Origin of the sequence: Motilimonas eburnea, from assembly GCF_021295345.1 — a bacterium.
GTDB lineage: Bacteria > Pseudomonadota > Gammaproteobacteria > Enterobacterales > CBDFNC01 > Motilimonas > Motilimonas eburnea.
Window position 1 is genome coordinate 178,188 of the sequence record NZ_JAIMJB010000008.1, and the last position, 26,879, is coordinate 205,066.

The 26,879-nt window shown below is 43.2% G+C and carries 37 protein-coding genes; 28 read left to right on the forward strand and 9 right to left on the reverse strand.

All coding sequences use genetic code 11. The features are described 5' to 3' along the window. Window positions 1–20: 20 nt before the first annotated feature. The gene (gene eruA / locus K6Y21_RS10215; protein WP_233071742.1) at window positions 21–4,055 is read right to left on the reverse strand and encodes an NACHT domain-containing antiphage protein EruA; all 4,035 of its coding nucleotides are present in this window, start codon (window positions 4,053–4,055) and stop codon (window positions 21–23) included. Between the two features lie 277 nt (window positions 4,056–4,332). Here eruA and K6Y21_RS10220 point away from each other — a divergent pair, with 277 nt between their 5' ends. After that, on the forward strand, window positions 4,333–5,547 hold the full coding sequence (locus K6Y21_RS10220; RefSeq protein WP_233071743.1) for a hypothetical protein: 1,215 nt from the start codon (window positions 4,333–4,335) through the stop codon (window positions 5,545–5,547). Window positions 5,548–5,666: 119 nt separating this feature from the next. Here K6Y21_RS10220 and K6Y21_RS10225 read toward each other — a convergent pair whose 3' ends face one another. Together K6Y21_RS10225 and K6Y21_RS10230 are read right to left on the reverse strand one after the other, a co-directional pair. After that, window positions 5,667–6,014: a hypothetical protein gene (locus K6Y21_RS10225; protein ID WP_233071744.1), complete on the reverse strand. Its 348-nt coding sequence runs from the start codon at window positions 6,012–6,014 to the stop codon at window positions 5,667–5,669. Next, entirely contained in the window at window positions 5,992–6,273 is a 282-nt protein-coding gene (locus tag K6Y21_RS10230; RefSeq protein ID WP_233071745.1) for a type II toxin-antitoxin system Phd/YefM family antitoxin, read from the reverse strand. The genes K6Y21_RS10225 and K6Y21_RS10230 overlap by 23 nt, the downstream gene beginning before the upstream one ends. Window positions 6,274–6,506: 233 nt before the next feature. On the opposite strand from K6Y21_RS10230, the gene K6Y21_RS10235 reads away from it, so the two are divergent. Continuing rightward, a complete protein-coding gene (locus K6Y21_RS10235) occupies window positions 6,507–6,959 on the forward strand; it encodes a hypothetical protein (RefSeq protein ID WP_233071746.1) in 453 nt (150 codons plus the stop codon). A gap of 18 nt (window positions 6,960–6,977) precedes the next feature. On the opposite strand, the gene K6Y21_RS10240 is transcribed toward K6Y21_RS10235, so the two are convergent. Then, window positions 6,978–7,769, reverse strand: a complete 792-nt coding sequence (locus K6Y21_RS10240; RefSeq protein WP_233071747.1) for a hypothetical protein — start codon at window positions 7,767–7,769, stop codon at window positions 6,978–6,980. Between the two features lie 114 nt (window positions 7,770–7,883). Here K6Y21_RS10240 and K6Y21_RS10245 point away from each other — a divergent pair, with 114 nt between their 5' ends. The 22 genes from K6Y21_RS10245 (at window position 7,884) to K6Y21_RS10350 (ending at window position 17,118) form a co-directional block, all read left to right on the forward strand. After that, a complete protein-coding gene (locus K6Y21_RS10245; RefSeq protein WP_233071748.1) occupies window positions 7,884–8,387 on the forward strand; it encodes a hypothetical protein in 504 nt (167 codons plus the stop codon). A gap of 236 nt (window positions 8,388–8,623) precedes the next feature. Next, on the forward strand, window positions 8,624–8,926 hold the full coding sequence (locus K6Y21_RS10250) for a hypothetical protein (RefSeq protein WP_233071749.1): 303 nt from the start codon (window positions 8,624–8,626) through the stop codon (window positions 8,924–8,926). A gap of 521 nt (window positions 8,927–9,447) precedes the next feature. Further along, complete coding sequence (locus K6Y21_RS10255) at window positions 9,448–9,816, forward strand: hypothetical protein (RefSeq protein ID WP_233071750.1); 369 nt, start codon at window positions 9,448–9,450, stop codon at window positions 9,814–9,816. 74 nt (window positions 9,817–9,890) lie between these two features. After that, window positions 9,891–10,274 (forward strand): hypothetical protein, encoded by a 384-nt coding sequence (locus tag K6Y21_RS10260; protein WP_233071751.1) that lies wholly within the window; start codon window positions 9,891–9,893, stop codon window positions 10,272–10,274. Window positions 10,275–10,336: 62 nt separating this feature from the next. After that, complete coding sequence (locus tag K6Y21_RS10265; RefSeq protein WP_233071752.1) at window positions 10,337–10,588, forward strand: hypothetical protein; 252 nt, start codon at window positions 10,337–10,339, stop codon at window positions 10,586–10,588. Continuing rightward, window positions 10,569–10,784, forward strand: coding sequence for a peptide chain release factor-like protein (locus K6Y21_RS10270; protein WP_233071786.1), 216 nt, complete (start codon window positions 10,569–10,571; stop codon window positions 10,782–10,784). The genes K6Y21_RS10265 and K6Y21_RS10270 overlap by 20 nt, the downstream gene beginning before the upstream one ends. A 35-nt stretch (window positions 10,785–10,819) precedes the next feature. After that, on the forward strand, window positions 10,820–11,059 hold the full coding sequence (locus K6Y21_RS10275; protein ID WP_233071753.1) for a hypothetical protein: 240 nt from the start codon (window positions 10,820–10,822) through the stop codon (window positions 11,057–11,059). A 47-nt stretch (window positions 11,060–11,106) separates the two neighbouring features. Then, window positions 11,107–11,562, forward strand: coding sequence for a hypothetical protein (locus tag K6Y21_RS10280; RefSeq protein WP_233071754.1), 456 nt, complete (start codon window positions 11,107–11,109; stop codon window positions 11,560–11,562). Beyond that, window positions 11,556–11,759 (forward strand): hypothetical protein, encoded by a 204-nt coding sequence (locus K6Y21_RS10285; RefSeq protein ID WP_233071755.1) that lies wholly within the window; start codon window positions 11,556–11,558, stop codon window positions 11,757–11,759. Before K6Y21_RS10280 ends, K6Y21_RS10285 begins: the two co-directional genes overlap by 7 nt. Next, a complete protein-coding gene (locus K6Y21_RS10290; protein ID WP_233071756.1) occupies window positions 11,746–12,183 on the forward strand; it encodes a hypothetical protein in 438 nt (145 codons plus the stop codon). Before K6Y21_RS10285 ends, K6Y21_RS10290 begins: the two co-directional genes overlap by 14 nt. 166 nt (window positions 12,184–12,349) lie before the next feature. Beyond that, window positions 12,350–12,607, forward strand: a complete 258-nt coding sequence (locus tag K6Y21_RS10295) for a helix-turn-helix domain-containing protein (protein WP_233071757.1) — start codon at window positions 12,350–12,352, stop codon at window positions 12,605–12,607. Between the two features lie 3 nt (window positions 12,608–12,610). Beyond that, the gene (locus tag K6Y21_RS10300; protein WP_233071758.1) at window positions 12,611–13,414 is read left to right on the forward strand and encodes a hypothetical protein; all 804 of its coding nucleotides are present in this window, start codon (window positions 12,611–12,613) and stop codon (window positions 13,412–13,414) included. Window positions 13,415–13,528: 114 nt separating this feature from the next. Then, a complete protein-coding gene (locus K6Y21_RS10305; RefSeq protein ID WP_233071759.1) occupies window positions 13,529–13,738 on the forward strand; it encodes a hypothetical protein in 210 nt (69 codons plus the stop codon). A 27-nt stretch (window positions 13,739–13,765) separates the two neighbouring features. After that, a complete protein-coding gene (locus tag K6Y21_RS10310; protein WP_233071760.1) occupies window positions 13,766–14,062 on the forward strand; it encodes a hypothetical protein in 297 nt (98 codons plus the stop codon). A 197-nt stretch (window positions 14,063–14,259) separates the two neighbouring features. Further along, a complete protein-coding gene (locus tag K6Y21_RS10315; protein WP_233071761.1) occupies window positions 14,260–14,520 on the forward strand; it encodes a helix-turn-helix domain-containing protein in 261 nt (86 codons plus the stop codon). A 161-nt stretch (window positions 14,521–14,681) separates the two neighbouring features. After that, window positions 14,682–14,891 carry a hypothetical protein gene (locus tag K6Y21_RS10320; RefSeq protein ID WP_233071762.1) on the forward strand — a complete coding sequence of 70 codons (210 nt, stop codon included), beginning with the start codon at window positions 14,682–14,684 and terminating at the stop codon, window positions 14,889–14,891. A gap of 26 nt (window positions 14,892–14,917) precedes the next feature. After that, complete coding sequence (locus tag K6Y21_RS10325) at window positions 14,918–15,217, forward strand: hypothetical protein (protein WP_233071763.1); 300 nt, start codon at window positions 14,918–14,920, stop codon at window positions 15,215–15,217. 78 nt (window positions 15,218–15,295) lie between these two features. Continuing rightward, window positions 15,296–15,604: a hypothetical protein gene (locus K6Y21_RS10330; RefSeq protein WP_233071764.1), complete on the forward strand. Its 309-nt coding sequence runs from the start codon at window positions 15,296–15,298 to the stop codon at window positions 15,602–15,604. Between the two features lie 36 nt (window positions 15,605–15,640). Next, complete coding sequence (locus K6Y21_RS10335; protein ID WP_233071765.1) at window positions 15,641–15,808, forward strand: hypothetical protein; 168 nt, start codon at window positions 15,641–15,643, stop codon at window positions 15,806–15,808. A gap of 244 nt (window positions 15,809–16,052) precedes the next feature. Then, window positions 16,053–16,307: an AbrB/MazE/SpoVT family DNA-binding domain-containing protein gene (locus K6Y21_RS10340; protein WP_233071766.1), complete on the forward strand. Its 255-nt coding sequence runs from the start codon at window positions 16,053–16,055 to the stop codon at window positions 16,305–16,307. After that, window positions 16,308–16,649, forward strand: a complete 342-nt coding sequence (locus K6Y21_RS10345) for a type II toxin-antitoxin system ChpB family toxin (protein WP_233071767.1) — start codon at window positions 16,308–16,310, stop codon at window positions 16,647–16,649. It abuts the gene before it with no gap. 328 nt (window positions 16,650–16,977) lie between these two features. Then, entirely contained in the window at window positions 16,978–17,118 is a 141-nt protein-coding gene (locus K6Y21_RS10350) for a hypothetical protein (RefSeq protein WP_233071768.1), read from the forward strand. On the opposite strand, the gene K6Y21_RS10355 is transcribed toward K6Y21_RS10350, so the two are convergent. The 3 genes from K6Y21_RS10355 to K6Y21_RS10365 all read right to left on the reverse strand — a co-directional run bounded on the left by K6Y21_RS10355 (window position 17,115) and on the right by K6Y21_RS10365 (window position 19,664). Further along, complete coding sequence (locus tag K6Y21_RS10355) at window positions 17,115–17,417, reverse strand: hypothetical protein (RefSeq protein ID WP_233071769.1); 303 nt, start codon at window positions 17,415–17,417, stop codon at window positions 17,115–17,117. The genes K6Y21_RS10350 and K6Y21_RS10355 overlap by 4 nt on opposite strands. Window positions 17,418–17,442: 25 nt before the next feature. Next, window positions 17,443–18,477 (reverse strand): competence protein CoiA, encoded by a 1,035-nt coding sequence (locus K6Y21_RS10360; RefSeq protein WP_233071770.1) that lies wholly within the window; start codon window positions 18,475–18,477, stop codon window positions 17,443–17,445. 65 nt (window positions 18,478–18,542) lie between these two features. Then, window positions 18,543–19,664, reverse strand: a complete 1,122-nt coding sequence (locus K6Y21_RS10365; RefSeq protein WP_233071771.1) for a DUF6035 family protein — start codon at window positions 19,662–19,664, stop codon at window positions 18,543–18,545. 460 nt (window positions 19,665–20,124) lie between these two features. On the opposite strand from K6Y21_RS10365, the gene K6Y21_RS10370 reads away from it, so the two are divergent. Beyond that, window positions 20,125–21,228, forward strand: a complete 1,104-nt coding sequence (locus K6Y21_RS10370; RefSeq protein WP_233071772.1) for an RNA-guided endonuclease InsQ/TnpB family protein — start codon at window positions 20,125–20,127, stop codon at window positions 21,226–21,228. Window positions 21,229–21,548: 320 nt separating this feature from the next. Here the strand turns inward: K6Y21_RS10370 and K6Y21_RS10375 are convergent, their stop codons facing one another. Then, window positions 21,549–22,760, reverse strand: coding sequence for a hypothetical protein (locus K6Y21_RS10375; RefSeq protein ID WP_233071773.1), 1,212 nt, complete (start codon window positions 22,758–22,760; stop codon window positions 21,549–21,551). Window positions 22,761–22,836: 76 nt separating this feature from the next. On the opposite strand from K6Y21_RS10375, the gene K6Y21_RS10380 reads away from it, so the two are divergent. After that, complete coding sequence (locus K6Y21_RS10380; RefSeq protein ID WP_233071774.1) at window positions 22,837–23,013, forward strand: hypothetical protein; 177 nt, start codon at window positions 22,837–22,839, stop codon at window positions 23,011–23,013. Between the two features lie 720 nt (window positions 23,014–23,733). On the opposite strand, the gene K6Y21_RS10385 is transcribed toward K6Y21_RS10380, so the two are convergent. Beyond that, window positions 23,734–24,996 carry a hypothetical protein gene (locus K6Y21_RS10385; protein ID WP_233071775.1) on the reverse strand — a complete coding sequence of 421 codons (1,263 nt, stop codon included), beginning with the start codon at window positions 24,994–24,996 and terminating at the stop codon, window positions 23,734–23,736. Between the two features lie 671 nt (window positions 24,997–25,667). Between K6Y21_RS10385 and K6Y21_RS10390 the strand changes: the two genes are divergently transcribed. Beyond that, window positions 25,668–26,036 carry a hypothetical protein gene (locus tag K6Y21_RS10390; protein ID WP_233071776.1) on the forward strand — a complete coding sequence of 123 codons (369 nt, stop codon included), beginning with the start codon at window positions 25,668–25,670 and terminating at the stop codon, window positions 26,034–26,036. A 54-nt stretch (window positions 26,037–26,090) separates the two neighbouring features. Then, window positions 26,091–26,837 (forward strand): hypothetical protein, encoded by a 747-nt coding sequence (locus K6Y21_RS10395; RefSeq protein WP_233071777.1) that lies wholly within the window; start codon window positions 26,091–26,093, stop codon window positions 26,835–26,837. The last annotated feature ends 42 nt before the right edge of the window (window positions 26,838–26,879 follow it).

The following is a 26,879-nucleotide window of genomic DNA, read 5'->3' on the forward strand; positions in this document are numbered from 1 at the left end:
CTGTTGTACCCATTGTCAGGTCACGATTTACTGGGTTTAGAAACGTCCAACACAAACACATCGATGAGTCCTTTTAGTTGTGCCGGTAGCGTTGCTTCAATACAGCTTTTTAACTGTTGAGCACTTTTTATCCCATGTTTTTGTTTCTGTTCAACTTTGACATTTTCACCAAACCAAATCACGAGGTATATGCCTTGATGCTCGGCATCTGGGTGGATGGAGTAACGTTCAAATAGTTGAGCAGATGCTGCTGAATATAGGTCTTTATGCCATTGCCCTTTGGCTTCAATAACAAGCAATCGCCTTTTGCCATCAATCACTTTCGATGCCGTTATATCGATTCTATTTTGATTTTTGGTCTGATGCTCTGACGTAATAATTATGCTTTTTGGGGTGAGTGCCAAGCTAAGACGTTCGGCGACGATCTCAACAGATGCAACTTCGCCTAAATTGATGTCATTACCGTTGGTATCTACTTTATAAAAGCGATTTGCTGCATTGAACTCTCCACCATTAATATCCTTTTGATAGTTCAATAGCTCTTGAAGCACTAGCTGGCGCAACCCTTCAACCGTGACCACAGCATTGTTGTCTAATAAATCTACGATTTGTTTAGGCGCTGGTGGCTCAAAATCTCTCAGCGCTTTTTTCCGAAACTGTTCGGCTTGTATGCTCTTCAACTCTCGATGAATGTCTGCAAATCGTGGATCTGCTAAAAGTCGACCAAGAACAGGGATTGCTTCATCTGGGTTATCTTTACCAATTGACCAGACGATTTCTTTAAGGAATCGATAGGCCTTCTCTTCGATAGGATCGTGTGTGCCATAACTGCTCGGAAGGTGTACTTTTGGCAAGGCATCGAGAATAGCTTCTACCTTGTTAGATGTAAGCATTGGCCATTGTGAATAATCACTGAATCTGCCGGAATACTCATTGAACAGCAATACGGAGTTTTTATCAGACTTTAACCAATTAAAATACGGCTCAGCCTCTTCTAGGTTCAGGAAGTAGAAAGCGCGAACAAACCAGAATTTTCGGCTTTGCTTGAGCTCATCATCCAATGCCCCCTGCTTTGAAGGCAATAACTCCGAACATCGACTACGAATGATTTGTTTTAGTTGTTCTTTAGTTCCGTAATCAACCGCCGTATTAAAAAGAGAGTTCAGAGCATTATGTCCGATAGTATTAAAACGCTCAAGCCAGTCAATGGATAGCTTGGCTCGTAAAGGACTGAATATCTCGTCGTCAATTAATATATCGACCTCTGGGTAGAGACATTGAGGCTGCGTTAATTGAGGCTCAAGGTATTCTCGTAGAAATTGCTCTGCAGAGCCGGTGTCAGGAAAGATTAAGCGATCTACTTCAGCTTTAAGAGCATCGCATTCGCTTGCTTCAACGGCATCAAAGTTCATCTGTAAGTTTGTTCTCAGTGCTTTTAACAATGAGGGTTTGACACCTTCTAAATTTCCGCAATCACGCAATATCTCAAGGCAAGCCGCAAAGAGGATAGTCTCGGCGTATAAACCTTTGGAAGCACATTGCAATTCAGCCAGTGTTTTCAGATTAGGAACGTGTGGTTCAACAAAGTCGAGGCAGTTTTTTAGTGCATTTCGAACAAGCTGCTCATCGCCAAATTCTGTTTCAATACGCTCTGGTTTGTAAAGAACGAGCTCGGCAAAGCGAACCAAGTAGCCCCAGTGCCGGCCACTTTCCACCAAAGCGCGGTTGTTTTGAACATAGTTTATGTTTTTCGTGTGTCGCAGCCTATCTTTTCGTTGCTTTCGCTTCATTCGTCGACGGTGTTTGGCGTTTCGCTTTAGGTTGTCCTTATGTTCCCACACCGGCGTTTGCCTGTTTTGTAAGGCCCAAGCCCGCATAAATTCAGGTTTTTGCAAGGCTTGAAGGCGCATTTTGCGACGCAAATAATCTGGCCCTAATTTGCCTTTTGCATGATGATAGTGGTGTCGGGGCAGAAAGTTTATCCACAATTCGAGGTTGTTGTTCTTAAACGCCAAATCAACAATATAATTAACATCATCAAGGTTTAGACGAAGGCCGGCATGTGAGTAATGACCACCAAACACGTGTACCTCAGCATGAAAAATACGGTCCCGATCCGCAAGTTGTCCGAAAACATGAGCGATGATTTCTTGGCGTAAGGTTTGGTTTTGTTGTAGAAATTTTACCGAGATGATGTCCTGGGTGTTTACTTGCCCCGGAAAATTGAGGTTTTCAATCCATTGCCAGATACGTAAGGCTTCAAAAGGTGGTTTAGCCAGCTCACAATAGCGATCTAGCATTGACCCCATGATTTTGCTGATCCCTGTTCTACAGTCACACTCATAGGCTTCTTTTCCGCAAGTACAGGCCAAGTCTTTACTCATTGAATCTAAAAGCCATTCGATGGTTTCTAGATTTAAACGATCTATTAATCGCTTAACAAAATAGCGCCCTCCGAGTGTCCCCTCAAAGCGTCTTCGATGGTTAGGGTAAAGGTTGAAGCAACTACGAAAGAATACTTCAAGCTCACTCGGACTAAATGTGTCTGGCCCAAGCTCTACGATTGCATCTGCTGCTACATGCAATGACGAATGAGTCGCTTCCGTTATCAACGCTTTCAAATCTGAACGGAAGTTGTAGTCATCAATATTCAATAGGCAGTTCTTTGCTAAGAATCGAACATGCTTTTTTTCGCCGGGTGCTAATAGTAACTCACGTAATTCTATTACTAACCACTTCTCGGCTTTGGAGCCTACTAAAAGTTCAAGTAGCAAGTTTTTCAAGTGCCCGTCACCGTCATCAGTGATAATTGGCTTTATTTCATCGATGGTTTCTTTGGTAAAAAATCCGACTACGCTAAACCTACGCCAGAAGTCTCCCCTTCGAAAGTATGGATCAGAGGCTTCAACTTGCTTTAATCGGGATATAAGAAGCCTTTTTGAAGATGGCGTGAGCTGGGAAGGGTCGCCGTTTGCAAGTACCGCGTATGGATCAAGCTCAATAGCGCGTTCTTGGATTGAATTATCGCCCAATGAGGCCATCCAACCAAGTAAACCGCGCAATTCATCTCGAACCGTGGAGTTTGGAGCGATAATCGGCAAACATTGAATCAAAGTTAAAGGGTCTGATGGACAGGAAATACGCTTAACGAGATAGCTTGCAGCACAATATTCAGCAACAATCTTATGAACGGGTCGATGCTGGTCGGCATGATCACCTGGCTTGAAAAGACGAGTTGCTAATATAGGTCTCGCCCCGACATTCTTAACGTTCAATAGTGAGCTAAGTAAGGGGTACATCCTGTCTTCGCTTGCTTCGCTTACTCCAACCCCTTCAGTACCAGACAATAATAGTTTTGCAAAGATTTCTGACGATAGGATAACTTTGTCTTCAATTGACAGAGGCGAAACAGTTTTGGTTGCTGGGTTAGCTTCTTTAGCTAAACGTGTCACGGCTTGAGTAAAAATTGAACGCTTGTCGGTAAAATGTCCATTGCTCTCAGTGTAGGCATCGGCAAACATCTTCAGAAACTGTGGATTTGGGAGAATAGGCTCCAATGCAAATCTGGCAACCTCGCTCCGAAATGCAGCAAAATCACCTTTCTGCAAGTGGTGCGTATAAATCTCCTGTTGCTCCGAATCATCAAACTCGCAGATTCTGACAAGTAATGGAGCATGGCCAAGAAATTGTTCAAAATTATTGGTGGCTGAGTGAGCCCATTCACTGGATCTGCTTGAAATAATGACTTTCGTCGGCTCGGCTTTGCAAACCTGAGCAAGTAGTTCATAAATACCTGCGCTATCAACCTTGGCGAGCTCATCAAAGGCATCAATGACTAAAGGAATCTCTGCTTGGTCAGGCCCCTTGTAGCGAAAGGCACTTGCTGTCACTTCTTTAACGCCAAGCTTTTTTGCCAAGCTCTTCAGGAGCTCTGTCTTTCCAGCCCCAGGTTCAGCCAAAATGACAATGTAGTTGGATGTTTCTAGTAACTCAGTCTCTGTGTACGTGTTATCACCAACAGAAAGTCTACGTTCGAGGTAAAAGGGCTGATTCATATAAACAAAATACGTTCTTGAAAGCTGCAGTTAAGCCTGTTGTAACAAAGGTATTGATTACAAAAGGCTTATATCTCTAATGTGGGTCTTATTGGAGCTATCATCAGTGATTACTGAAAATTGGTCAACGAGTTGAAGTGATCGTCTACTTGAAATTTGATACTAAATGCCTTGCTTGTCACAAATTTGACCGACCACCCGCAAAAAAAACAATATCCCGGGCACAAATAACAGTACCTGCTAACATAAACACTCTTATTAACAAAAAGGATATTAGATGAATATAGCCGTGACACCACAAACACTTAGCGAAGACCATGATATCCAGATTGATGTCGAGGGTGTTCTGAGCGTCTTACAGGAAGTTCCGGTACCCGGCTTTGCCGAAGTCCTTGCTCCGCTCAATGCCATTCTTGCCCTGACCGCACCCGATCCGTTTGATGAGGTGAATAGAAAGCTGGATGAGGCCAACCAGAAACTGGATAACATGTTTGGCGTCATTATCAGCGCACTGGATAAAAATGATATTCAGCAAGCCGTGATTAATGCCAAAGCTGAATTTAAGCTGTTAGCGACCGCCATCAACCAATCAGTTGAAGATAACCAGACTCTCCCCGCCAACCGCGCCAGAGATTATTTTGAGAATATCTTTAAGTGCTTCGAAAGTTGCTTGGAAAATTCCAGAAGCTATATCACCCAGTTCAATAAACACCACAAGGAAATATCTGAACCATTAAGCGAACGGATCGGCAAGTATATGTATGCGCTTGAGCAATGCCAGGAAGGTTATACCGTCTTAATTGAGGCCGCTCGCAACATTCAGTCATTCCACACCATTTATCCGGCTCTATGTGACGATGACAAGGACTGGCACACGCTTTATGCAGAGATAAACAAGAATGTCACGTCGTGCTCTGAAGCTTATAAGACCTTCATTGGGGATAATGCTAAACATTATCCCACCAATATCGCGCCTATTATGGCCAATACTCCAGTGACCATCCTACAATCCAATAAATCTGGTCGCTATCTCTACTGGGACACCAAAGATAAGAAAAAAGCTTACAGTGGTGATAGTCATTATGGGGATACCTACAGCGGCTCCTACTATCTGCTAGGGTGGAAAAAACTGGATAAAGCACCGACAACCGACAGTTACAAGTTTAAGTTTGTTAATTTGTCCAACCCCGACAACACTGATCGCCCTAAGTGGGGAATAATGATTGAAGATAATGGGAGTACGCCATGCTTTATGGGCGCAACAGCACTGCAGCTCTGCCTTAACCATGGCAATCATTATTATATCTCGACCAAACAGGGCGGGCCGGTGGATGACCGGGCCAGACAGTGGATTGTTGACATCAATAGTGATGGTACCCTGACCTTTGGTTTAAGTGATATCTCCTATATGAAGAAGGGCAATATGCGAGAGAACTGGGGCCACTTCACTATTGAAGACAAAGACTCCAATAACCGCTTTACTGTCAGCTGAACCTCTTCGTCATCGCACCCGCCAGCAGTAAGGCGGGCGCTACCCAAAACCAAATGTGATTGTAAAAAAGTGGCAACGCTATACGGTTTATTGTTGTTTGAGCTTACTTTTACTAGATTTTATTTATTTAAAATACAATGGTTTAGCAATTGCTTTTCAATATTTTGTTGTTGTGAAGCAATGACTCTGCATTGTATAGAAACATTTTCATTGTCGATTACTTGATAAAATAAGCGGAGACCGTTGGCTTTATGCTCTCTTATTGATTGGATGCCCAGAGCTAATAACGCTGTCGAAATAGGCGGTGCCAGCGGATCCTCTTTGACAAGGGCTTCAAAGCTGTTAATTGTTTTTTGCACGTTATCTATGGCTTGGATCTCACCTAGACACTCAGCTTGATAATCAATCAGTTGGTTCGCTAATTGGTGGAAAGTTGCTGTGTACTCAACTTGGGGTATTTGCTTCATCGTTATCACCTTTTAGCAACGCCTTTCTTTTGGCTAACTTGTCCTTGAAAGTTTCACTTGATAACACTCGATTATGTCTATCATCACTTTCGGAAAATGAAATTAACTTCAGTAGCGCGATGGCTTCTTCACGCTTCTTTCTTTCTTGATATGACTCGATGACGTAAGCTGGTTTGCCATTTTGTGTGATTGTCATTGGCTCATCAAGATCCAATGTTGCTGCATTCTTTTTTAGGTAACTAATTGTTTCTATTCGCATATCAAATCTCTTTTTCGTTATCAATGTTCGCAGGTTTTCGTTGGGGCTCTTTAATAGTATCAGTGTTAATTGGGTGGGTCAAATTTGGTCTATATGTGGTCTTTTTGTGCCCGCAATACTTGATATAAACACCTGACTTCATTTCAACCCCCAAAATAATCATCGCGCTGAAAATTTGGGGCGCGCTTCCAAGGTATGCTAATTGCTCAAATTGATTTTTCTGGACTATAGCTATGAAAAAGTACCTTAAAGCACCATCCATTTTTATCCGTCGGTCTGGCAAACTTGTTTATTATTCTTCGATTGCCTTTGGCGGGTTTCTCTTCTATCAACTTCTGAGTTCGGCGTTTACTGCTGCTGGGTTGTTTTTCGATCCTCTCACGCGCTTCTTGTTAACAATTGAAATTTTTGTTGTTTGGTTCGGTGGCATCTGCTGTGTTAAAGCGTACTGGGAAAAAAGAAAGGAAATGCTTAAAGAAATCGAAAAAAAGCAAAAGCTGGCCATTGTGAACAGCGCTTGGGTCGCCAACATTAACGGGACATGCCCGGAAAATGAAATCGTCAGTGCTCAACATGCCAGCGGCCAAATGAGCTGGAACAAAAGAGCCGATAGCCTTGATTGGTCATTGGCTGCAGATGATCCGATAGTTAATTGGTTACCAAAGAAAAAAGATTGCTTGAAGTGACTTAGTGCTCGCCATTTTTCAAGCGAGCACACCTTCAAATGCTTCACTGAAATCAAAAAACCAACTTGGATTGTATTGTTTCAAGGAAGTTAACTGGCTGACAAAGGTTGGCCAATCAGATCGATATTTGGGTCGTTCGAGGCTAGGGAATGCTTTGCATATTTGAGCTATCGAATAGTTTGTTTGACCGCACAACAGCCGGTACGAAGACATAGAGCGCGCTATATCTTGCTGCCAATAAGAGTTATTTTTCTGGTCTTCATCACCCTGCACTTCAACGAGATAGGCAAAAGTGGGGTAAAGTTCGTCGTGAAAGAAGAAAGGGATTGAATTCGGAGGGATACGCTTTTTAACATAGTCGCCGGTTAAGGCTTGTTGCGGTGTCAATCCACTAGCAATGCGATTGCGATAGGTGTGTATGTTAACACCAAATACCCTTGCGGCTTCATTTTGCGAAGGGTATTTCTGTCCGAATATGACAACAGGCGTCCTGTGGGGTCTGCCAGCTCTGAAAACGAGCTCAAGCGCTTCTTCAACGCTCCAGCCTAACTTATTAACACGCTCTTTGGCTATTCTAGGCTCCACACCAAAATGACGACATGCCGCTGAAAAGGTGCTAAATACGGTCTCTCCGACCCGCGTTAACTTGGCATTGTAGAGACTTTTGGGGTGTCCGGGTAGCTCTAATGCTTGCTCTATAGTCCAGCCCGCTTTTAATCTTTTTCTGACTTTGATTGGCGGGATTTTGTGAGCGATGGCGGCACTGCGTATGCTTCGATACTCAACCCCTTCGATATTAACGGGTTTCATTTCTTATCCTATTTTTTCCAAGCATTGATTAGGTATTACAGCAAATCCAATTCAGTAATTGTTGCAATACGGGGAGTGTTTTGGGCTTGTTAATGAAAATATTGGTGACTTTGCTTGGATATACTGCGCTTCACTCAAACATTGATTGTTCGAATTGTTAAAATCGCGGTAGGTGATTTCTTAAGTTCCGAGTTGGAGGGTGTTTTGGGATATTATTTGTCGATCGCTGGTGGCTCCACTGTGATGGTGCGAGTCCCCTCTTTTCCTCAAGAAAACTTTCACATTAGCCAGTTAGACGCGGCCGTGGCCAGAAGGGATGAGTTGTGTCGTCAAATTGGCAGAGACCCTTATCAGAATCCAAACAATAACAAACGTTTGGTAAAGGTAAACCACTCCGATAAAAAGCATAGTGATTTGCCTCCTGGCATCACACGCGTTATTAAAAAGGTGGTTTTAGGTACTGGTGAAGAACGCCAATACTGCACCATCAGTGTCACCGCCGCAGGTAAGATTAAACGGTACGCGACGTTAAGGAGAGGCGAAGATGCCGCTATTAAGCTTGCTGTTAAGTGGCGAGAAGCTGTGTTGTTGCAACATGGCTTGAAATCTTCATTTTAACTGAGCTACTCGACATTTTGGTCGCCTAACCTCTACCGCTACCCTAAGACCTTTCCCGCGTGGATTTCATTTCAAACCCCAAATTAGCCCTCACAGTGAAAATATTATGCGTTTGAGCTTGGTAAAATGGCTTAACTAGAGGTTGGATTTTCAGCTGAGTTATCCGAGCTCATAATCACATTTTGCCAATGACTTACGTGCGCAGAAGAATTGCCCAACAGCATACAGGACGCCCCATGAACGCTAAATCTACTTTGCTCCAGACCTTCTCAGAGGTTCATCGCTTAGAGACACCCCCTGCTTGCATTATGGTTAATCCATATTGGCCACCTTTCGGCTTGTCTCGCATTTCAAGGGGCATGCTTGGTCATCTCAACGGAATAATTCAGCCTATGAAGGCGGGATATATTAAGCCCTTGCCTCTCATGATTATTGATATTGGCCACTATAGACCAACTGCCTGCCCTGAAAGGCTCGGCAAGGTCAGAGAGAATATTGTCAGTTACCAAAACCTATCTATTTCTGGAACGATTATCTAACGGTTTATAGGTGTGCTGTGACAAATAGGCGGTAGCACCTCTCATTGAGTGCGATAGATTCAAAATCCCTATATCAAGTTCTCCTTGGTGAGACATAAATCAAGAGGTGTAAGTATGACTGCAAAGCAAGGGCATGATTGCGCATTAAATAGCAGTTCAGAAACGCTTATTGGAGCCTATTTAGGACTTGCGTTAGTTACAATTTTTCAAGTATTGGACTGGCTATTGTTGGTGTCGACGTCAGAACGCTTATTTCCTACTTCAACGGTATCCTTGCTTCAGTTGTTGAGCCTTGTGCCGTTTGTGTTAGTGCTACAACACGGTAAATGCAAGCGGCTCCATTGTGTATTTTGCATCGGGCTATTCAGTTTGCTCGCTTGGACAAATGCCGAGGTGAACACACTGCAATCCGGGAATTTTAGTTTGTTTCAGCCTTCTGTTTTGCTGCCACTCTCACTAGCGGCTTTCGTGAGCGTTGCTAGCATCTTTAATTGCTTCGTTTCACCTAAGAAGGCACTTGAATGATCGTATCAATAGCTGTTCAGTTGGAAAAAATTTTAGATTGGAATATCAAAAACAGAGGGGGACACGTTATGTCAACTTACACTGTTAATAAATTAACAACGGAGATTGTTGATTTTGGCGAGATAAATCAGCATTACGTCGTCAGCGAGATTGAAAAAGGCGGGAAAACCATAGGGTCTTATCAAAGTTTGCTTGAGTATGATCTATCGCTTCAACCCGAGCATTGTGTAAAAGATTTAGGCGATGAATGCTCACACTTAAATCTTGTCGAGGATATAGACGACATTGATTTTCTTGATGAAGTCGATTGTTGCCACAGGGGTTTTTATTGGCAAAATCACGTTAAAAAACAGGTAGGAGGTTGAAGCTGTTTTCAGGGGCTTTGCGTCCTTTATTTTAGATTGGAAAATCGCGTTGGAAAAACTAGTAGGAATATTGCATGTGGGAATTATTATTGTTATTAGCTTTAGGGACAATCTATTACTTTGCATTCATCAGGGATACATTTTCATTCAAATTCACACAAGAAATAGAAGATGAAATTTTATCTGATGAATATTTTTTAAATGGCAAAACTTTTCATCCAAAAGAGTGTCACTTGATTTATAAAGAAGAACTTCCGAGGGAAAGCATTGGAAGTCTTCGTTCAATTAGGCGTCTTTACATATTTAAAACTAAATCTGGAAATTACATCATTTTATCTGTTAATCAACTATTTGATATTTCAATTGAAGAAGATAACGAAAATCAAGTTAAGCAATTTGTTTTATCTAGAGACAGAGATCGTTATGTAGAAGTTTTTGGAGAGCCAGAACACATTTAGGGCTGTAAGGTAGAATTAACACCATATTGGAAAACACGTTGGAATATCGGTTAGGGGAAAGCATGTCTGGAGAACTAACGAATAGACAGCTTACTGCGCTTAGGAATAAGCATTTAAAGCTCTTAAGTGAAGTGAGTGAAACTGGTCAGGCAATCTTTGTTGAATTAGAAAAACGATATGGGAGCGCTGCTATTGTCGCTGATGCATATAAAGACTTGGAAATTGGCGGTGACTCTCGTTTTTTTGATGGTGAGATTAGCGCAGCCGAGTTAGATGCAATTATGAAGGGGCAATATGGAAAAGATAGCGCCTAGTGATCTAAAAATCACTTGCTGGCCAGAAATACCAAAGCCAAATGGCGGTATGCACACAGGCTACATGCCAAGCGGTGTAAAAGTCGAACACTTGCCAACAGGCATTGTTAAAACGTGTGATAAGCACCGATCTGGCCACAAGAACAAAGATGAGGCAATGAAAGCACTATTGCTGGATTTGCAAGCAATGAATTAGTGTTGGATTACACGTTGGAATATCGGAGGGGGAAAATGAGGAAGCATTACACTGTATTAGGTGCCGTACTTAAATCGATCTCGGATGCTGTTGACGAAGGTGGAGAGCCACCGTTCAGGATTGTTATGAGCAAAAAAAACAAAGAGATATTTGATCAGGAAGCTGAAGATTCTGCTTGCTACAGCGAAGTGGTTTTTGCTCTTTCATCAGCATCTATTTTTGTTGATGAAGATTGCTCGGACGATGAAGTTTATGCGACTTTACCAGTGCATTAATTAAGGTTGGCAAGCATGATTTTTGGCGCCAAAAATGGAGTTTAACCATGGAATTTTTCAGGATTAATGAATTAATGACTAAACACGGTTTTGTGTTGCGCTCTTGGGATGACCGCTACAGCAAAGGTATCTGGGTTTGCATAGCACGTAATGGCTCCCTTCTTGAAGAAGTGGAGGATGCAAGTGATGCGGGTGATCTAGATATGATTCCTGCTACAGATTTCATTCTTTCGCAGAATTGGCTACCAATTGTGGTAGGTAATGATCTGTGTGATGGGCTGAAAAAGCTTGAGAATCGCTTATCTGCATTGCCAGAATCAGAGTTGACGAGATTATCGCAATGGTCAAAAGCTGTTGATGAAGTGCTTGAGCATTTAAAGGTAGTTACCAACTCTTCTACGGGTTACGGAAGATGTGAGTTCAACCCTCTTTCAAATGATTTCCGTAAGGTTTGGGAATATGTAGATAAAGGGGCAAGTAATGAGAGGTTTAGAAAATGGTAACTAAAAAAGCAGTTTTTACGGGTGTTTTTTCCACAGTTTTAAGCGTTATTACGCTGTTTTTTCTATTAAAGAATGTCGGGGGCACAGGCAATGATGATCTTGACGCGATGCTTCTGTATTTCCCATTTGTTATTGGTGCAGCCATTGGTTTTTATGTGGGGAAGTTCTTATCAAAGGTGAGTGATGGAGCACATTGAGTCGAAAAATCATCCAGATTATCTAACAGCGGTTTGTAGGGGAATAATCGAACCTGGGATACTTCCTTTGACTAATGCACTGCAAAGCATAGGTTGTAACCCATTAGCAAGCTGTGAGGGTCATATAAAGCCAAAAAGTTGGTTTAGTTGGTTTATCCAACGCGAGCCTGTTAAACCGTATGTGCTTTTCTATGCAAGTGTTGATTTAGCCAAAGAAATTAATCGAGTGATTGAAAACTTCAGAACTTGGAAGTCCTTTTATAACTATCGGCTGACAGGCTATTTCCACCCAAAAAATGGCGCTTTAATTTGGGTGATAGAGCCATGTGACGTAAGGCTTAAAGCTGGCAATGCGAATAGAAAATTGATTAATGCTGACATTGCTAACTTGGCAAATGAATTGTTAAGAGCATTTAATAACTAGGTTATTTGATTTTGTTCGCAAGTCTATCCAATTCACTGATTTAATCAGCACAATTAGCCTAAAGATTATCCTTTTGCATTTCACCCCCCAAATTACGCCTTGAAGTGCAAAAATAGGTGAAAAAATCCCGTTATTCTATTGCTAAAGCGATTAAGGGGAGATGGGTATGTGTGAGCCTAACGAGTGTGCCACGGCCAAGGTATTAACCGATCAAGAATTGCTGACGTTGGCACTTGTGCAGTTACAATTTACTCCCAGCTTTGGTATCTCTGCTATCCAGCGTAATCTTCAGCTCAGTTATGGCAACGCGTTTCGCATTGCAGATCGGGGCCTAACTCTTGGCTTATTAACCCGCCCCTACGAATCATACCTTTTGTCATTAACTGACAAGGGGCGCAGGTTGGCACAACAACATTCAGGGTGAAAAATGAAAAATATTGCTAATAACCAAAACCTCTCTATCTCAGGTACATGGATCACTCAGGACCGAGTTAATGTAACGAGCTTAACCTCAAAGATAGCTACTTGGGATTTAAACCAGCTCCAAGGGCTGACGACTTATGAGTGCGTCAAGGATGATGCTGCGCGCAAGAAGGCCGCTCACGCCTTAAAGTTACGGAACAATATGCTGACAGGCGCGATAGCTGGGGGGCTTTTTGATGCATCCAGTGGCGAGGACTCTGTGCTAGACGGCGTGATTTATGGCGCGATGTTTGGTGCTATCAGTACCGGTAGTCCCGACGAAGGGGTTGGAAAAGTTGGTTTGGTGTTCTGGGATGGCAGTTACTTGGCTTTAGAAGTGAACTCGGCTGAGTTCACATTGCTGCAGACCATAGCTGAATCCAATAGTTTAAAAACTAGCCCCGCCCCCGCCCCCGCGTGCATTAAACGCAGTTTATCGCGAAAGGAAATGGAAGATATTTTGCGAGATCGAGCATTGAGTGACTTGTATTATTCAATTATTACGGCTGTGTTCCTGTTGGTTGGGGCAAATACCGTGCCTAGTTTATTCAATGATAGTATTGCGCTAGCAAAATTTGGTTTGTCGCCCGATACCCTGTCTACGTTAATGCTATTTCCTAGTGTCCTCACCGCCGCAGTCATGCTTGTGAAGGGGTTTTTAAAACAGTTGAATTTGGATAACTACTTTCGATCAGCGGCTGAGAAGGAAGCGTTTAAGCAAGCTGATCTTCTCACGAATTCTCACGGTAGCCAGCAACTAATTCGGTAGCTCCTTTTAGTAATTCAGGTAATTTCACTACCAGCCCCAAATTACCCCTTGGAATGCAATTTGGGGCTCTGAATGGCATATAAAATAAGCTTATTTGAAAGCAAGGAATTGTTCATGAGGAATTGGATTAGTGATTGTCATCCAGCTGTATTGATTGGCGCTATAGCGACACCGATTGCCTGTTTTTTGCTGTCCATACTGCTGTTTGCTGTGGACTTGCGGCCACAATTTTGGCTGGTGACCTTGATAGGGATAGCGATTAGCTATCTGGCCTCGTACCTACATTGGTCGATACGCGAGCGTTTTATTCGCGGCGGTCAGTAGTCTAATCATTCAATTGGAGATGTGATTATGTCAGGCCCTGACAAATTTTTTTGCATGGTGGCGGCGGTTTTTATTACCGTGTTTGTTTTGGCTTTGGGTTTACCTCAAATACGGTTAGATAAGTACGCAGAGTTAGCTCAAAGTGCTGAACGCTGTCCAACCACGTTTAGTGAAGGTAATTTTGAAAAAGTTAACCACTTTGAGTACTTCATCTACTCTTTCCAGTGTGATGACGAAGCGCAAGAGATTAAGCGTGCTGCTGAGTTACAAAAAATTGCTGAAATTAAGGATGAACTAGCCACCGTGCAACAGGCGCGTAAATAGGATGTGGCCATGAAACGAATTAAAGCGACGTATAACTTGGTTATTTGATTTTGTTCGCAAGTCTATCCAATTCACTGATTTAATCAGCACAATTAGCCTAAAGATTATCCTTTTGCATTTCACCCCCCAAATTAAGCCTTGAAGTGCAAAATTCAGTGAAAAAATCCCGTTATTCTATAGCTAATAAGGGGGAATACATGGGTGAGTCTAACAGCGAGTGTGCCACGGGCAAGGTGTTAACCGATCAAGAACTGCTGACGCTGGCACTTGTGCAGTTACAATTTACTCCCAGCTTTGGTATCTCTGCTATCCAGCGTAATCTTCAGCTCAGTTATGGCAACGCGTTTCGCATTGTAGATCGCGGTCTAACACTTGGCTTATTAACCCGCCCCTACGAATCATACCTTTTGTCATTAACTGATAAAGGACGCCGGTTGGCACAACAACATTCAGGGTGAGAAATGAAAATTATCTCGGAGCGTATTCTTGGCCGTTGTTAGCCTTTACTGAGCAATAAATCCCATTAATCTCACCACCAGCCCCAAATTACCCCTTGGAATGCAATTTGGGGCTCTGAATGGCATATAAAATAAGCTTATTTGAAAGCAAGGAATTGTTCATGAGGAATTGGATTAGTGATTGTCATCCAGCTGTATTGATTGGCGCTATAGCGACACCGATTGCCTGTTTTTTGCTGTCCATACTGCTGTTTGCTGTGGACTTGCGGCCACAATTTTGGCTGGTGACCTTGATAGGGATAGCGATTAGTTATCTGGCCGCATACCTATATTGGTCGATACGTGAGCGATACATTCGCGGCGGTCAGTAGTCTAATCATTCAATTGGAGATGGATTATGTATAACGTTGACAAAGCTGCATGCATGATAGCGGCTGTTTTTATTACCGTGTTGGTTTTGGCTTTTGGTTTGCCCAAAATAGGGTCAGATGACTACACAGAGTTAGCTCAAACTGCCGAACTCTGTCCAACCACGTTTTTTGAGACTAATTTTGAAAAAGTTAACCGCTTTGAACACCTCATCTATCTTTACTGGTGTGATGACGAAGAGCAAGAGAGGCAACTGGATGCTGCATTACAAAAAATTGCTGAAGTTAAGGCTGAGCTAGCCATCGCGCAACAGGCATCTAAACGCTGAGAAGGCAAAGTAGGCAATAATCAAAGCTGAGTTAAACTTTCCACTAGCTCAGTCATTCTATTTGAAAGGAGCGTCATCATGGATTGGTTACAATTTATACAAGATAATATCCTCGCTATTTCTGTGTTGATTGCATTAGGGCTGGGGCTGCAAAACATCCTCCAACGAAGAAAGTCAACTCAAGAGCTTGAGCGAGATTTGGCCGAGCCGGAGGCGAAACCAACCAAACTGAACTCGTTGAGTTGGCTCGAAATGGCTGCTTTTGCGTGCTGGGTCATTGGAGGCATTGCGTTATTTGCTTTTGATTCAAAAGTATCAATGCTGTTTTTCGGATTCTGTATCAGTTTTTATGCCTGTATCTTTTTGGAGAAGTTGTTAAGCCGCTAGTGGAAATAACGAAAAAATAAGACGTGGAGGTGCTTCGTGAAAGTACAAAACTATATGCTCACCGCAGATGTGGAAGTGATATGTCCCCATTGCGGGTCACTTGAATCAGGTTTTGTTGGAAATCCAGCTGGCGGCGAATTTGTGTGTGATAGCTGCGGCCAACCATATCAAGTACACAAAGAGGCTGATATCGAGTTCAAATAGCATCCCCACCATTCCACACCCGCCCGTGCTAAAGCACGGGTCTTGTATCACACCATGTAGTGTCTAAGAGAAAAAATATCACTAAATGTTGTGCTTATCTTGAAAATCGCAACCGTTATCCCCACCTAAGGAGTCACTATATCGGCAGCATATTACTGGTAATACCGAATTGTTATAACATGTTGACACTTGCAATGTTTGGCGTACACTTGTTATAACAAGTTGCAACAAGCGAGAGGGCGCTATGGAAACTTCAATTAGAAATATAGGCAACTCAAAAGGAGTCGTTATTCCTAAGAAGTTGCTTGATGAATTAAACGCTGATACTGGCGACAAAATGAATATGACCGTTGAGGATGGTAAGTTTGTTATGTGTCCCGTTAAATCAAAGCCACGCTATAAACTGGCTGATTTACTGGCGCAATGTGACGATTCCGCACCAATGCCAGAAGAATTAACCGAGTGGAATAATGCGCAATCAGTAGGAAAAGAGATTTAAATGGCTGTATATGAACGAGGTGATATTGTAAGAGCCTGTCTTAACCCTACCGCTGGCAACGAAATGCAAGGTGAAATGCGTCCTTGTCTGGTTATATCGCCAAAGGCATTTAACCGCTTAGGGCTAACACTGATTGCTCCAATCACACAAGGCGGTAACTACTCAAGATTTAAAGGTTTTTCAATCACCTTGATGGGAGCAGGAACCGAGACGCAAGGCGTGGTATTGGTTAACGGGATTCGCTCCATTGACTTAAACGCTCGTAAGGCGAAAAAGGTAGAAGCTGCACCGAGTGAAATTGTAGATGAAGCACTGGCTATGCTAAGTGCGATTCTGGACTAGATTTCGCTGCGAGAATGTCAGTGAAGTGTTTTATACAGGCGGCAACAACATTGCTGAGTTCCCTACAATTGACACCCTCTCCTTCGTAAACGAAGGGGATTCCTGTTAGGGGTTAACTTGTTGCCAACTTAAAACTGACTGATGGCCATATAACCACACACCATTTTCATTTGAGAGCCCGAGTTCTGAGCGATCATTGCTTCTAGTGTTCGTAAAAGCCCCATTCTTATCTTGCCTTATTATTAAACCCAGTAGCGGCCTATGCAGCTCATAGTACCTTGTATTGGTGATACAAATCATTTGATTGTAACTAATTTAAGGAGTTCGCATGCAATATACAGAAAGCGAAACTAGCATAGGGCATTGTTTGGTTGGCATCATTTGTTTAGCCGTGGGTATTGCTCTGCTTCCGAGTCATTGGCCCAGTGGCGCACTTCTGCTAGCGGTTGCCATCGCTTTGTTGGTCTAATGCCACACCCTGACACCTTCGCCGTTGTGCCGGTCATGGATTGACTGGATATAACTATCACGAAAGCGAAGCTTTTTGCTGTCATAGAGGAACATCGAGGTACACAGGCCCAGAATGCAATGGTAGTGATAAACGCCAAAGCCTTTTAACCGGATACCTACAGGCAGTTGTTGTGTTTCTGTGAAGGTATAGGCCTCTCGCTCCACCGTATTGAAATCATCGTCGCTCTCAATGACATATTTTTGGCTAAGCTGTTGATCGTTCTCATCCACCAGCCAAGCTAACTTTTGTGATTGCATTCCTTTGCTCCTAGCTCGTACCTAACTAATAGAATGATAGCCCAGGTTTACCATTGAAAAACCATTTGCCCTTAACAGGGAGAGCTTCTGGTGAAAATGTCCAATCAATAACCAAGTACCTCTCTTCTTCGTCGAAATACTTAAACTGGTAAAAATTACCTTGCAGGGCGTCGCAGTGAATACAACCGTTAGAAATGTAGGCACCTCCCTGTTTTTTGCTAAAACGCTCTTTTATCACTCCAATACCATGGCTTGAAAGTGTTTGCTTTGGTATGTGATTGGCGACCCACTGTGCTACCGCTTCATCTGTGAAATTTTGATGTGATATTGGCTGGCCATCGGTGTCATGTAACACAACGGAAGTCACAACATTTGTGAATTGCTTACACTTCCAGCATTTTTCTTCTATGTAGGATACATGAGCAAGCATTTGTTGGTTGGGCTTAGGGAGCCAAGCCAGCTTTCGAGTGAGCATTCCCCGGATGAACTCATCAACTGGGGTTTCGTATCGGGCGATTATGAACTGCCCATCTTTATGTTTAAAGCCGAAGTAAGGTAAACGCTCAGCTTCAATAAAGCTGCTATCGGAAATGCTTTTTCTACCAGAAAGTCGAAATAACCAAGCACACCTTACCCCCGAATTAGCGTATTTTTCGGTGCGTCTCAGGTACTCTCCGTTGGTTTGGTGAGACCATTGCACTTCAAAAGCGAGTTTGGAGGTACCTTTTTGGCAAAACACATCTGCGATCCATTGTTCACCGTCTTTGGTTTGGCCAGCGTGTTCAGTCGTAACCGACCAACCATACTCTTGTGCGATCTTTGCAATCAGGAATTTTAAATAAAGATGCTCTTTCGTTTCTTGGTTCTCAGTGCAGTCACCCTTTCTTAGATGTGCAAAGTATTGGGTACCTAGCTTACTGGTCTTTGGGACGGCTTTAGCCTGACAGCATGGCATTAAAAGCGATTGGTTCTTGTATGACGCTTTTAAGTTGATCCATTCTTCATGATCGAGGTTGAAGGATTGTATCGATTGCGTTTCTAAAATAGCCCTTAGAGGCATTGCTGGCTCCTTTATGTCAATAGGCTACAGCTCAAGGGATTATGATGACAATATATTATTTATATTCAATAGTTTATACTTTCGTTGCATTTTTTGCAGTAAATGAAACAAGCTTGAGAGCGAAAACTATCTTCATTACCGCATTTATGGCACCGTAAGCTTTTAAGTCTGCCTATTTTTCTTAACTTTTCGGCCATTTGATCATTGAGTCCTTTTTTTTGCTCCTTTTGCCTGTTCTTACGCTTTTCGAGTTTCTGTTTCACCTCTTCAACGCGTTTTTTCCTCAATTTTATTGCATGAAGCTCGGCGTTTTCTGCTTTAGCGGTTGTTTCTGCCTCAAGCTTTAAGGCATCACAGTCTCGATAGAACAACTTACCGGTTTCTTGATCAAAGGTTAGCTCCTCAATAGAGACAAGCTGATTGGAAAGGTGCTCATCAACAATCCAACGGCCTTCAACGTGGCGAACCGAGTAAGTGAAGTAATAACAGGTCAAAATTAACTTACTGAGCTCTCGGCTTGCGTTCTTGGCGTCGTCATCCAAGACAAAAGCATTGCACCGGTTGCCGTAGAAGATATCTAGTTCAGTGAAGCGACACTTATTAAACTCCAAGAAAACCCAAAGGATAAATTCACCGGCTTCTTTGTAGTAATTCTCCCGTTGTATGACAACATCGAGGTATGTTGTTGAAACTTGCAACTCGAAGGCGATTCGTCTTTGAGTGAACCGGTGCCTTGCGGTTACATCTGGTCTTCGGGGGTAGCGTGCAATCCCAGTAGTGGGATTCTCATCGCGGAAGGTTTTCTCAGTCACGACTGAATCAGGAATGAAAGAAGGATCATAGCCTAAAATCTCTGCGAGGAGTGCTTTGTTTTCACGGTGTGCTCTGCCTTCCTTCTGGCCATTATATTTTATGCGGTTAATTTCATCTATTGTTAGTCCAGAGCCGACTTTTTCAGGGCAGTCCTCTGAATCTTTGAAGTGACGAAAATAAAATGTTTGATTTGTATTCCCCACTAACCTTAAGCGTTGGTAGCAAACAGCACAAAGCAATATCTCTTCTCCAGCTTCAGGATTAAGTTTACGGCGTAATTCAAACAGATCCTTTTCCGATCGCAATAATACCTTCTCAGTAGGATAAGCTTTACTACTATCAGGGTGGTAAACCTTTTTTATCTGGTATGCCATTAGTCTTTCGCCTCGAATGTTTGTTGACCACTATTCCAATGAGTGGCCCGTTTAATGGGGGAGCAGTGACTGATGCTAAATTGTAGTTGGGTCAGCATGGTACGCTTACTTTTCGTTGCAAAACTTCCCTAACTTTTTGAGAGTCTTCTGTTCTCCAACGAGTAATTGTCTTGCCATGGGTAGATGTTTCAACTACGACCTCCAAGGAATAGTTTGACTTATATTTTCGTTTACTGATCAGTCGGTGGAGGTAACTGGCAAATTGTTCAGCCAGATCTGTTGAATCAAGATAGATCCTTTTCCCTCGTAATCGCCCGGAAGGTGAAACACTGAGTTTACATCGTTTTCTCCGCGAGAAACCCAGTCCTTTTAGGGCTGGGAGGGATAGCGGGTAGCTCGAAGAGCTACTTTTAAACCGCTTAGATTGACGCTCACAAGAATGAGCGTACAATTTTGAAGTATGAAAGAGAGAGCTTATAAATACCGCTTCTACCCAACACCTGAGCAAGCATCGCTGCTTGGCCAGACGTTTGGTTGTGTCCGTGTAGTTTATAACTCTATTCTCAAGTGGCGTACTGACGCCTACTACAAAGACGGAGAATCCATCAACTACAATTCCGCCAGCTCCAAGCTTACCGAGTTGAAAAAGCAACCTGAGTTCAGCTGGTTGAACGATGTTTCTTGCGTTCCTTTGCAGCAATCGCTGCGACATCAGCAAACCGCGTTTGCTAACTTCTTCAAAGGACGCGCTAAATATCCGACCTTTAAGAAGAAGCGCGGCCATCAAAGCGCTGAGTTCACCAAGTCTGGTTTTAATTACAAAGACAGTAAGGTTTACGTCGCCAAGAGTAAGGAGCCACTTAACATCAAGTGGAGCCGGGAGCTGCCTAGCGACCCGACTACCATCACTATCAGCAAAGATTGCGCTGGGCGCTGGTTCGTTTCCCTTCTTTGTCGTTTCGAGCCTAAACCGCTGCCCGTGGTAAATAAAACCGTTGGCATAGATTTGGGGTTGACTGATATCGCCATCACTTCCGATGGGTTTAAGTCCGGCAATCCTCGCCATACAGCGAAATACGCTACAAAATTGGCTAAGGCACAAAAGCGCCTCGCTAAAAAAAAGAAAGGCTCTGCCAACTTCCGTAAAGCTAAACTTCGCGTTGCCAAAATACAGGTAAAGATTGGCGACTGCAGGCGCGACTTTACCCATAAGCTCACCACCAAGCTGATAAACGAAAACCAAGTGATTAGCTGTGAATCGTTGAGCGTGAAGAATATGGTCAAGAATCCGAAGCTGGCTAAAGCAATCAGTGACGCTAACTGGGGCGAGTTCGTCCGTCAGTTGACCTATAAGGCTGACTGGTTCGGGCGAACGCTTGTCCAAATCGACAAGTGGTATCCGTCCAGTAAGCGGTGCCATTGCTGTGGTCACGTTGTTGATTCTCTACCTTTACATGTGAGGCATTGGGTTTGTCCATCTTGCGAAAGCAAGTTAGACCGCGATACCAATGCCGCGATAAACATTAAAGGGGCTGGGCAAGCCCTCTTAGCCTGTGGAGTTTAGGTAAGCCCCGAACAACCGCAGTGTTGTTTAGGCTCCGAACTGTGAAGCAGGAACCTGTTAACTTGGCAACAAGTTAACCCCCTAACGGGAATCCCTTCGTTTACGGAGGGGAGGATGTCAACATGTTCCCAGTGATCAGATCTCAAGTTGCTCGGCAATAACGCATTTTTCACACTGACAGTGATGGTTGCATATTCAACGGCGTTTCTATTCGGAAAGTCGCCTAAATTTCTTAACATCTGAATTGTGTTCCTCAGTCATCAACGCGTTTGTGTACGCTGGGTGGTCAACTTGTTGCCCATGTTAAAGTAGCATTGCCCCTATATCACCGGCTGTTCAAGCTCCCCAGAATGTTTAGCCCATGCATCATGTAATTCTTGGTCGAAGCTTTCGTCACTGCAGATTTGAATGGCATGTGGGTAGTTGTTTAGCCCGCAAAACTCAACCGTTAAGAACTTGCCATTCCACACGAGGCTCGCGTCATGCTCTGAAAGAGTCCAACTGCGATCTGGGGTAGCAAGCACACGAATTATTGCCCATTGCAGTGTTTTAAACTTGGGGGTTTTAGGGTGTGTCAGATGTTTATTGGCCAGTTCTACGGCTTCTGAGAAGGTAACATTTCCAAGTCTCAAAGGCTCTCTGTTAACTTTGACCTTTCTTGAGCCATAGCCTGCTTCACTATGCCATGCAGGATCTAGCCAAAATCCTCTATCATCAGGGTTGTTTGAGAGTGAAAGGGTTAAATCTAAGCTATTTGTTACCCGTGGTAACACTAACAGTCTATCGTCACAATCCCATCTGGCACCAAATTGGTTGAGTAATGCTTCCCAGGCTTCAAATTTGAACAATTCTCCGAGTTTATTCGCGTCTTGCAACGTTTCGACGTAGAACAAACTCGAAAAATTTCGATCTTCTCTTTCAAAACTCACGTGAGGTTCGGTCGTTTCGTCAACCAAGATCGAGCCCCAGCAAGGGCTATAGTTAAATTTAAATTGACGGCCTAGCTTCGACTTCACTGAAAAATTAAGATCATCAGTGTAACCTACCGATATAAGTTGATTTAGGTAATTGGGTGAAATCCCGCTCACATTAACATCGGGTACATGCTCTTTCAGGCAGAAGAAGTTCTCCAAAGAGTCGATGTCAGGGTAATTCTTCACAGGCAGCATTGCATGCCCGATTGTCCATACGGGTCCATCAATGCTATTCGCTGTGGTGAGTTTTACACCCCCTTTTAGGTTTACCGTGATTATTGCCCCTAACTCGACGCTGGTAACCCAATCGCCAGCTAGGAAAGCACTATGCATGTTGATGGCATTAGATAATTCAGATTCTGCACTGACATCATGTGTGGTGTTGAGTAGCGTTGCCCTGTGAGAGCTAGGTTGCAATATGTCCAAACGAGTCACATTTTTATTTACCGTGAGCTTATAGAAGTGCTCTCGGTAGCTTTTTGATTTGCCATGTTGGTGGTAACTGTCGATTAGACCTGGGGTAATAATTGAAAATTGAAGATTCCCACATTCGAACATCCCAATACCTTTAAATCGCTAAAATATCAGTTACCTATCTTAGTGCTTTTTAGGTCTCGGGATAGGTCTTTTTCCAATGATTGAGAGATACGTTGTTATTATTGAATTGCTAATACTTGGATATGATGTTCTTAAGCTACATGCAACCTACATTACAACTGGCGATAACAATCCATCAGCGCAAAATGGTGAAGGTGGTGCACAAAAAATCGGTATCGCTAAGCTGGACCAAAAGCTTATACTTAACAATTAAGCTAAACATTTCCGTTTGCTTAGATTAAAGAGTGCAGCAGACATGCGTTAGCATGACACTCCGTTACCTAGTTCAACTAGGTCAAGCCGATGCGCGGTAAAGACGTTCTGAATACCGAGTTAATCAATTGTTTAATTCGGCGGAAGCCCCTCATATATAGGGGCTTTTGTTATTTTTAGGGGCTGAAAACTATCATTTCCAGTTAGAACTGGCGACTGATGTGCTACTCACCATTGGCTTATCCCTTATCACGCAGTCAGGGTATTCACCTTAATTTTGACCACGCAATTTACATAACAGTTGAATCTAAATTGAGAATGCTAAAGATGTATAGTATCAATGGCTTCCTCCAGAATTTCGGTTCGTAAGAGTGGGAGCTTTCTTTTGCCTAAAATTCACCTATGTGCACGGCTGGGTAAATGCTAATGCCAGATCAAAGCCGTAGTACAAATCAATTTAAACCTGAAAATCACTCTGGAAATCTGCTGGCTTAGAACGAGGAAAGCCACCCGAAGGTGGCTTTCCCGTAACTCTTTTTCGCATGAGACCTCAGCGAACACTGAGGCGACTCCGCCTTTATGAAGCTGACTATAGTCGTGTTAAGATCTAAAGTCAACAATGTGAGCGTAAGGAAGAACAATTGAAGTACATATCAAAATATAGGTTATTCGTTAATTAACCCAGTGCTTGTCTGTAGGAATGCACTGGGCTGGGGCTGTGTTATTTGGCTTTTTGAACGGTGTCAAAGACCGCTTTACAAGCTGGCGCCGAATTGAGTTTAGAAGTGTAACTCTTACCTGCGATGTTTGACTTCATGACGGCCCAAGTGATCAAATTTACATCCGTGCTACTAAAACCGAGTTCAGATGCAGTTTGCATTAAATTAGAGCATAGATATTGGGCATCATTAGTTGTGCCGGTTAGCGCCGCTTTCACGGTATCTTGCTGCAAAATCACATCAGAGAGCTTACGGGTTTCGGCGTCAGATTTTAAAAGGACAAAGTTTAAAACATCGTAATGCTCAACATCTTTATAGGCTGATTTTATGGCTAAGTCCATGGTGCTGACACATCCCATTGCCGTAGTGGAAATAGAGGTAGTTGTACCTGTTGTAACAAGGCATTTTCTTGTTTCGGAAAAGATTGAAGGTTTGGGTGGTTCAAATCGAGCTTCCCATTGCCCGATATATACTAAATCTTCTTCGTTTTCTGGCGGTAACTTGTTGGACTTTGGGATCCGTACCGTGATAATGGCGCTTTGGTGTTGCTCTGCATAGCGGAGGTCGAAGCGAGTATAGTGGCTTTCACTTAACGTCCGGTCGGCCAAATTTGAGACGGCATTATCAATTTGTTGAGCCGTATTCTGCATAAAAGGCTCTGACAATGTAGTGATAAGACTGGAGGTAGGCGAAACGGCATTTGTGGCTTTAATGACGGCATCGATTCCAGTAACGGCAATAGCAGAAGTGATATCTGAGCTGGCCCTAAATGTGAGATTTAGTTCAGCAGTATTGTTAGTGCTGTTGGCCTTTACGAGAAACCACGGAGAGGCAAGTGAATCAACGTAGGTTCGCGACCAACTACTACCTTGTTTGCGGCTTTGCTGGTTATCAAATGAAATAATGTTTTTGGTAAACACCAGGTTTTGCCCGAGCGATAAGGAAGTTGACAGACTCATGTTAAAATCGTTGTCGGCAAGAAGAGAGCTAAGCAAAGAAGGTTTCTTATAGGGTAAGTAATTACCTTTGTCAGCGGATGGATCTATTTGCTTAATGACCAGCCGTGTGTAGGCATCACTAAAGTCACTTGTTTTGGATAATGTCGGCTCGATTTCAGTTTTGTGTACGTCAGTCATTAACGTGAAGTCATACTTTTCGGAGGCAGAGCTCCCAGCAGACTCAGTGTTATTAGTATTTCTATCCCCAACACTCGAGCAACCGGCGAGCACTGCGATTGACAATACACTGGGCAATAATTTGGTCATTGTTTCATCCTCAAATAGTCATCAAAATAAATATAGTCAAAGCACTTCTCAATACAAACTTATGCCGTCATGCCACTAAAGCATGTTACTCACCCAACGCGCTCCCCTCCACCAGCAGTAACCGACGCACCACCCTACTAAACCGCTTTTCCCCCCTTTTTTCCTCCCCTTCTCAACCCTGGGCGCTTGGACGCGATGCCCCAACGCCAGCTCCAAACAAGACAAAATAAACCCCAAAAGAGCCAGAAAAAGCCCTATTACAGATTGATATTGTCCCGCCGTGACCATGGCCATACCCGAAATAAGCCAGAAAAAAATGAAAAAAAGCAGAAATAGAAGCGGAAGTACAGTCAATCAAACTGAAATTAAGCGTTAAATCGTCAGTGAAATTGAAAGTAAGCAGGAAAAAGCCAGAAAAGTGAAACGGAAAATGAAGGGGAAAAGAGCGGTTTTGCAGGGGTAACGCGATCGCTTTGGGTTCGGCTCTTGTGGGGATGGGGGCGTGATGGTAGGGGTTGGGTATGTTATGGCATGATGGCATAGCTTTTCTGGCTAAAGTAGCTAATTAGAGTCGTGTTTGTGCTTGGCTGCGCGTTATCCATTGCGCGCTATTGTCATGCTTTCACCTTGGCGGTAAGGTCGCCTATGACATTAACTATTAGGATGAACCATTGAAAAGCATCATTAAAACATTAACCTTGGTCTTATTGAGTTTGTTTTCGCTCATCGTGCTGGGGCTTGGCGCACTGTACTACATCGGCGGTCAAGAGGAAGCTAACTCACACAGCTCTCGTATCAATAACAATAATTTCAATGGGGCTTACACCATTTCATACAGCAATACCAAATGCGGCCAACTCGGTTATGAATTTAAGCGACTGCACCACAAGCGCCAGGGCAGCGATACATCGAAGCTATTCAAAAGTAATTGCAAGCTTAACGCTAATGGCGAATTGTCTGGTTACATTTACTCCAAAAGTCACCCCAACTTACGGGTGTTCTGGTCAGAGCAAAATGGTCGGGTGGCTTACGATCAGTAGCGCCTTGTTAACTTCGCTGTATTATTGCGTCAAGCCACTTGGAGACTGCCTATTATGATTTTAAATGTTGCTCTGCAGAACTACGATGACGAGATGCTTGCTCAATTCTGCCAAACCTCAAGTGTGTCGCTTGAGTTCTTGAACGCCATCCTCTCAGAAATCATACGATGCAATGATGATGCAATTGATCTTTTGGATGATGACTCACTCGAAGAAGCCTGTTCAAAGGCCGGACTGTGCCTTTATGATTATACTGCTTTTTCTAATGACGTTGATGATTTTGTCGACGAACTACTCAATGATGATGAGCGCTATAAATCATTAGACTCGGCGAGTGGTCATGGGCTTTGGGATTCTGTTTTTGTCCTTAATCCATTCCCCATGATATTAGCCGATGATGGTATTTTTGTTGCCAAGACCGCTGATGTACGCGCCCTGGTTAATCAAAAACTTGAGCGTTTGCTACGCGCTCAACAGGCGAACCTTGATCATGATACGCTCGTGGCCGCTTGCTGTGAGAAAATTTCTTCCATCAATGAGGTGAGTTGTTTTGATGTGCCACGTCATCATGCACATCTTATCCCTGCGTTTCTTTGCTATTTTTCAGATCACCCTTATTCATTTAAGCCAAAGCCTGATTTTTTTGAGTTCGTGTATGAGACTGATAATGGCGCCCACTCCCTGTACGCAGCATTCGCAAAAGACGCAGGTGGATTTACTTTTTTTGGGTTAGAGCGGTGGTTAGCTGAAACAGGAATTGAGCGTGATGTATTTGACTCGGTATGTACCACAGAAGCGTGACTGGAAGTTGGAACGGGTGGTGTGCAATACAGAGCACCCGCC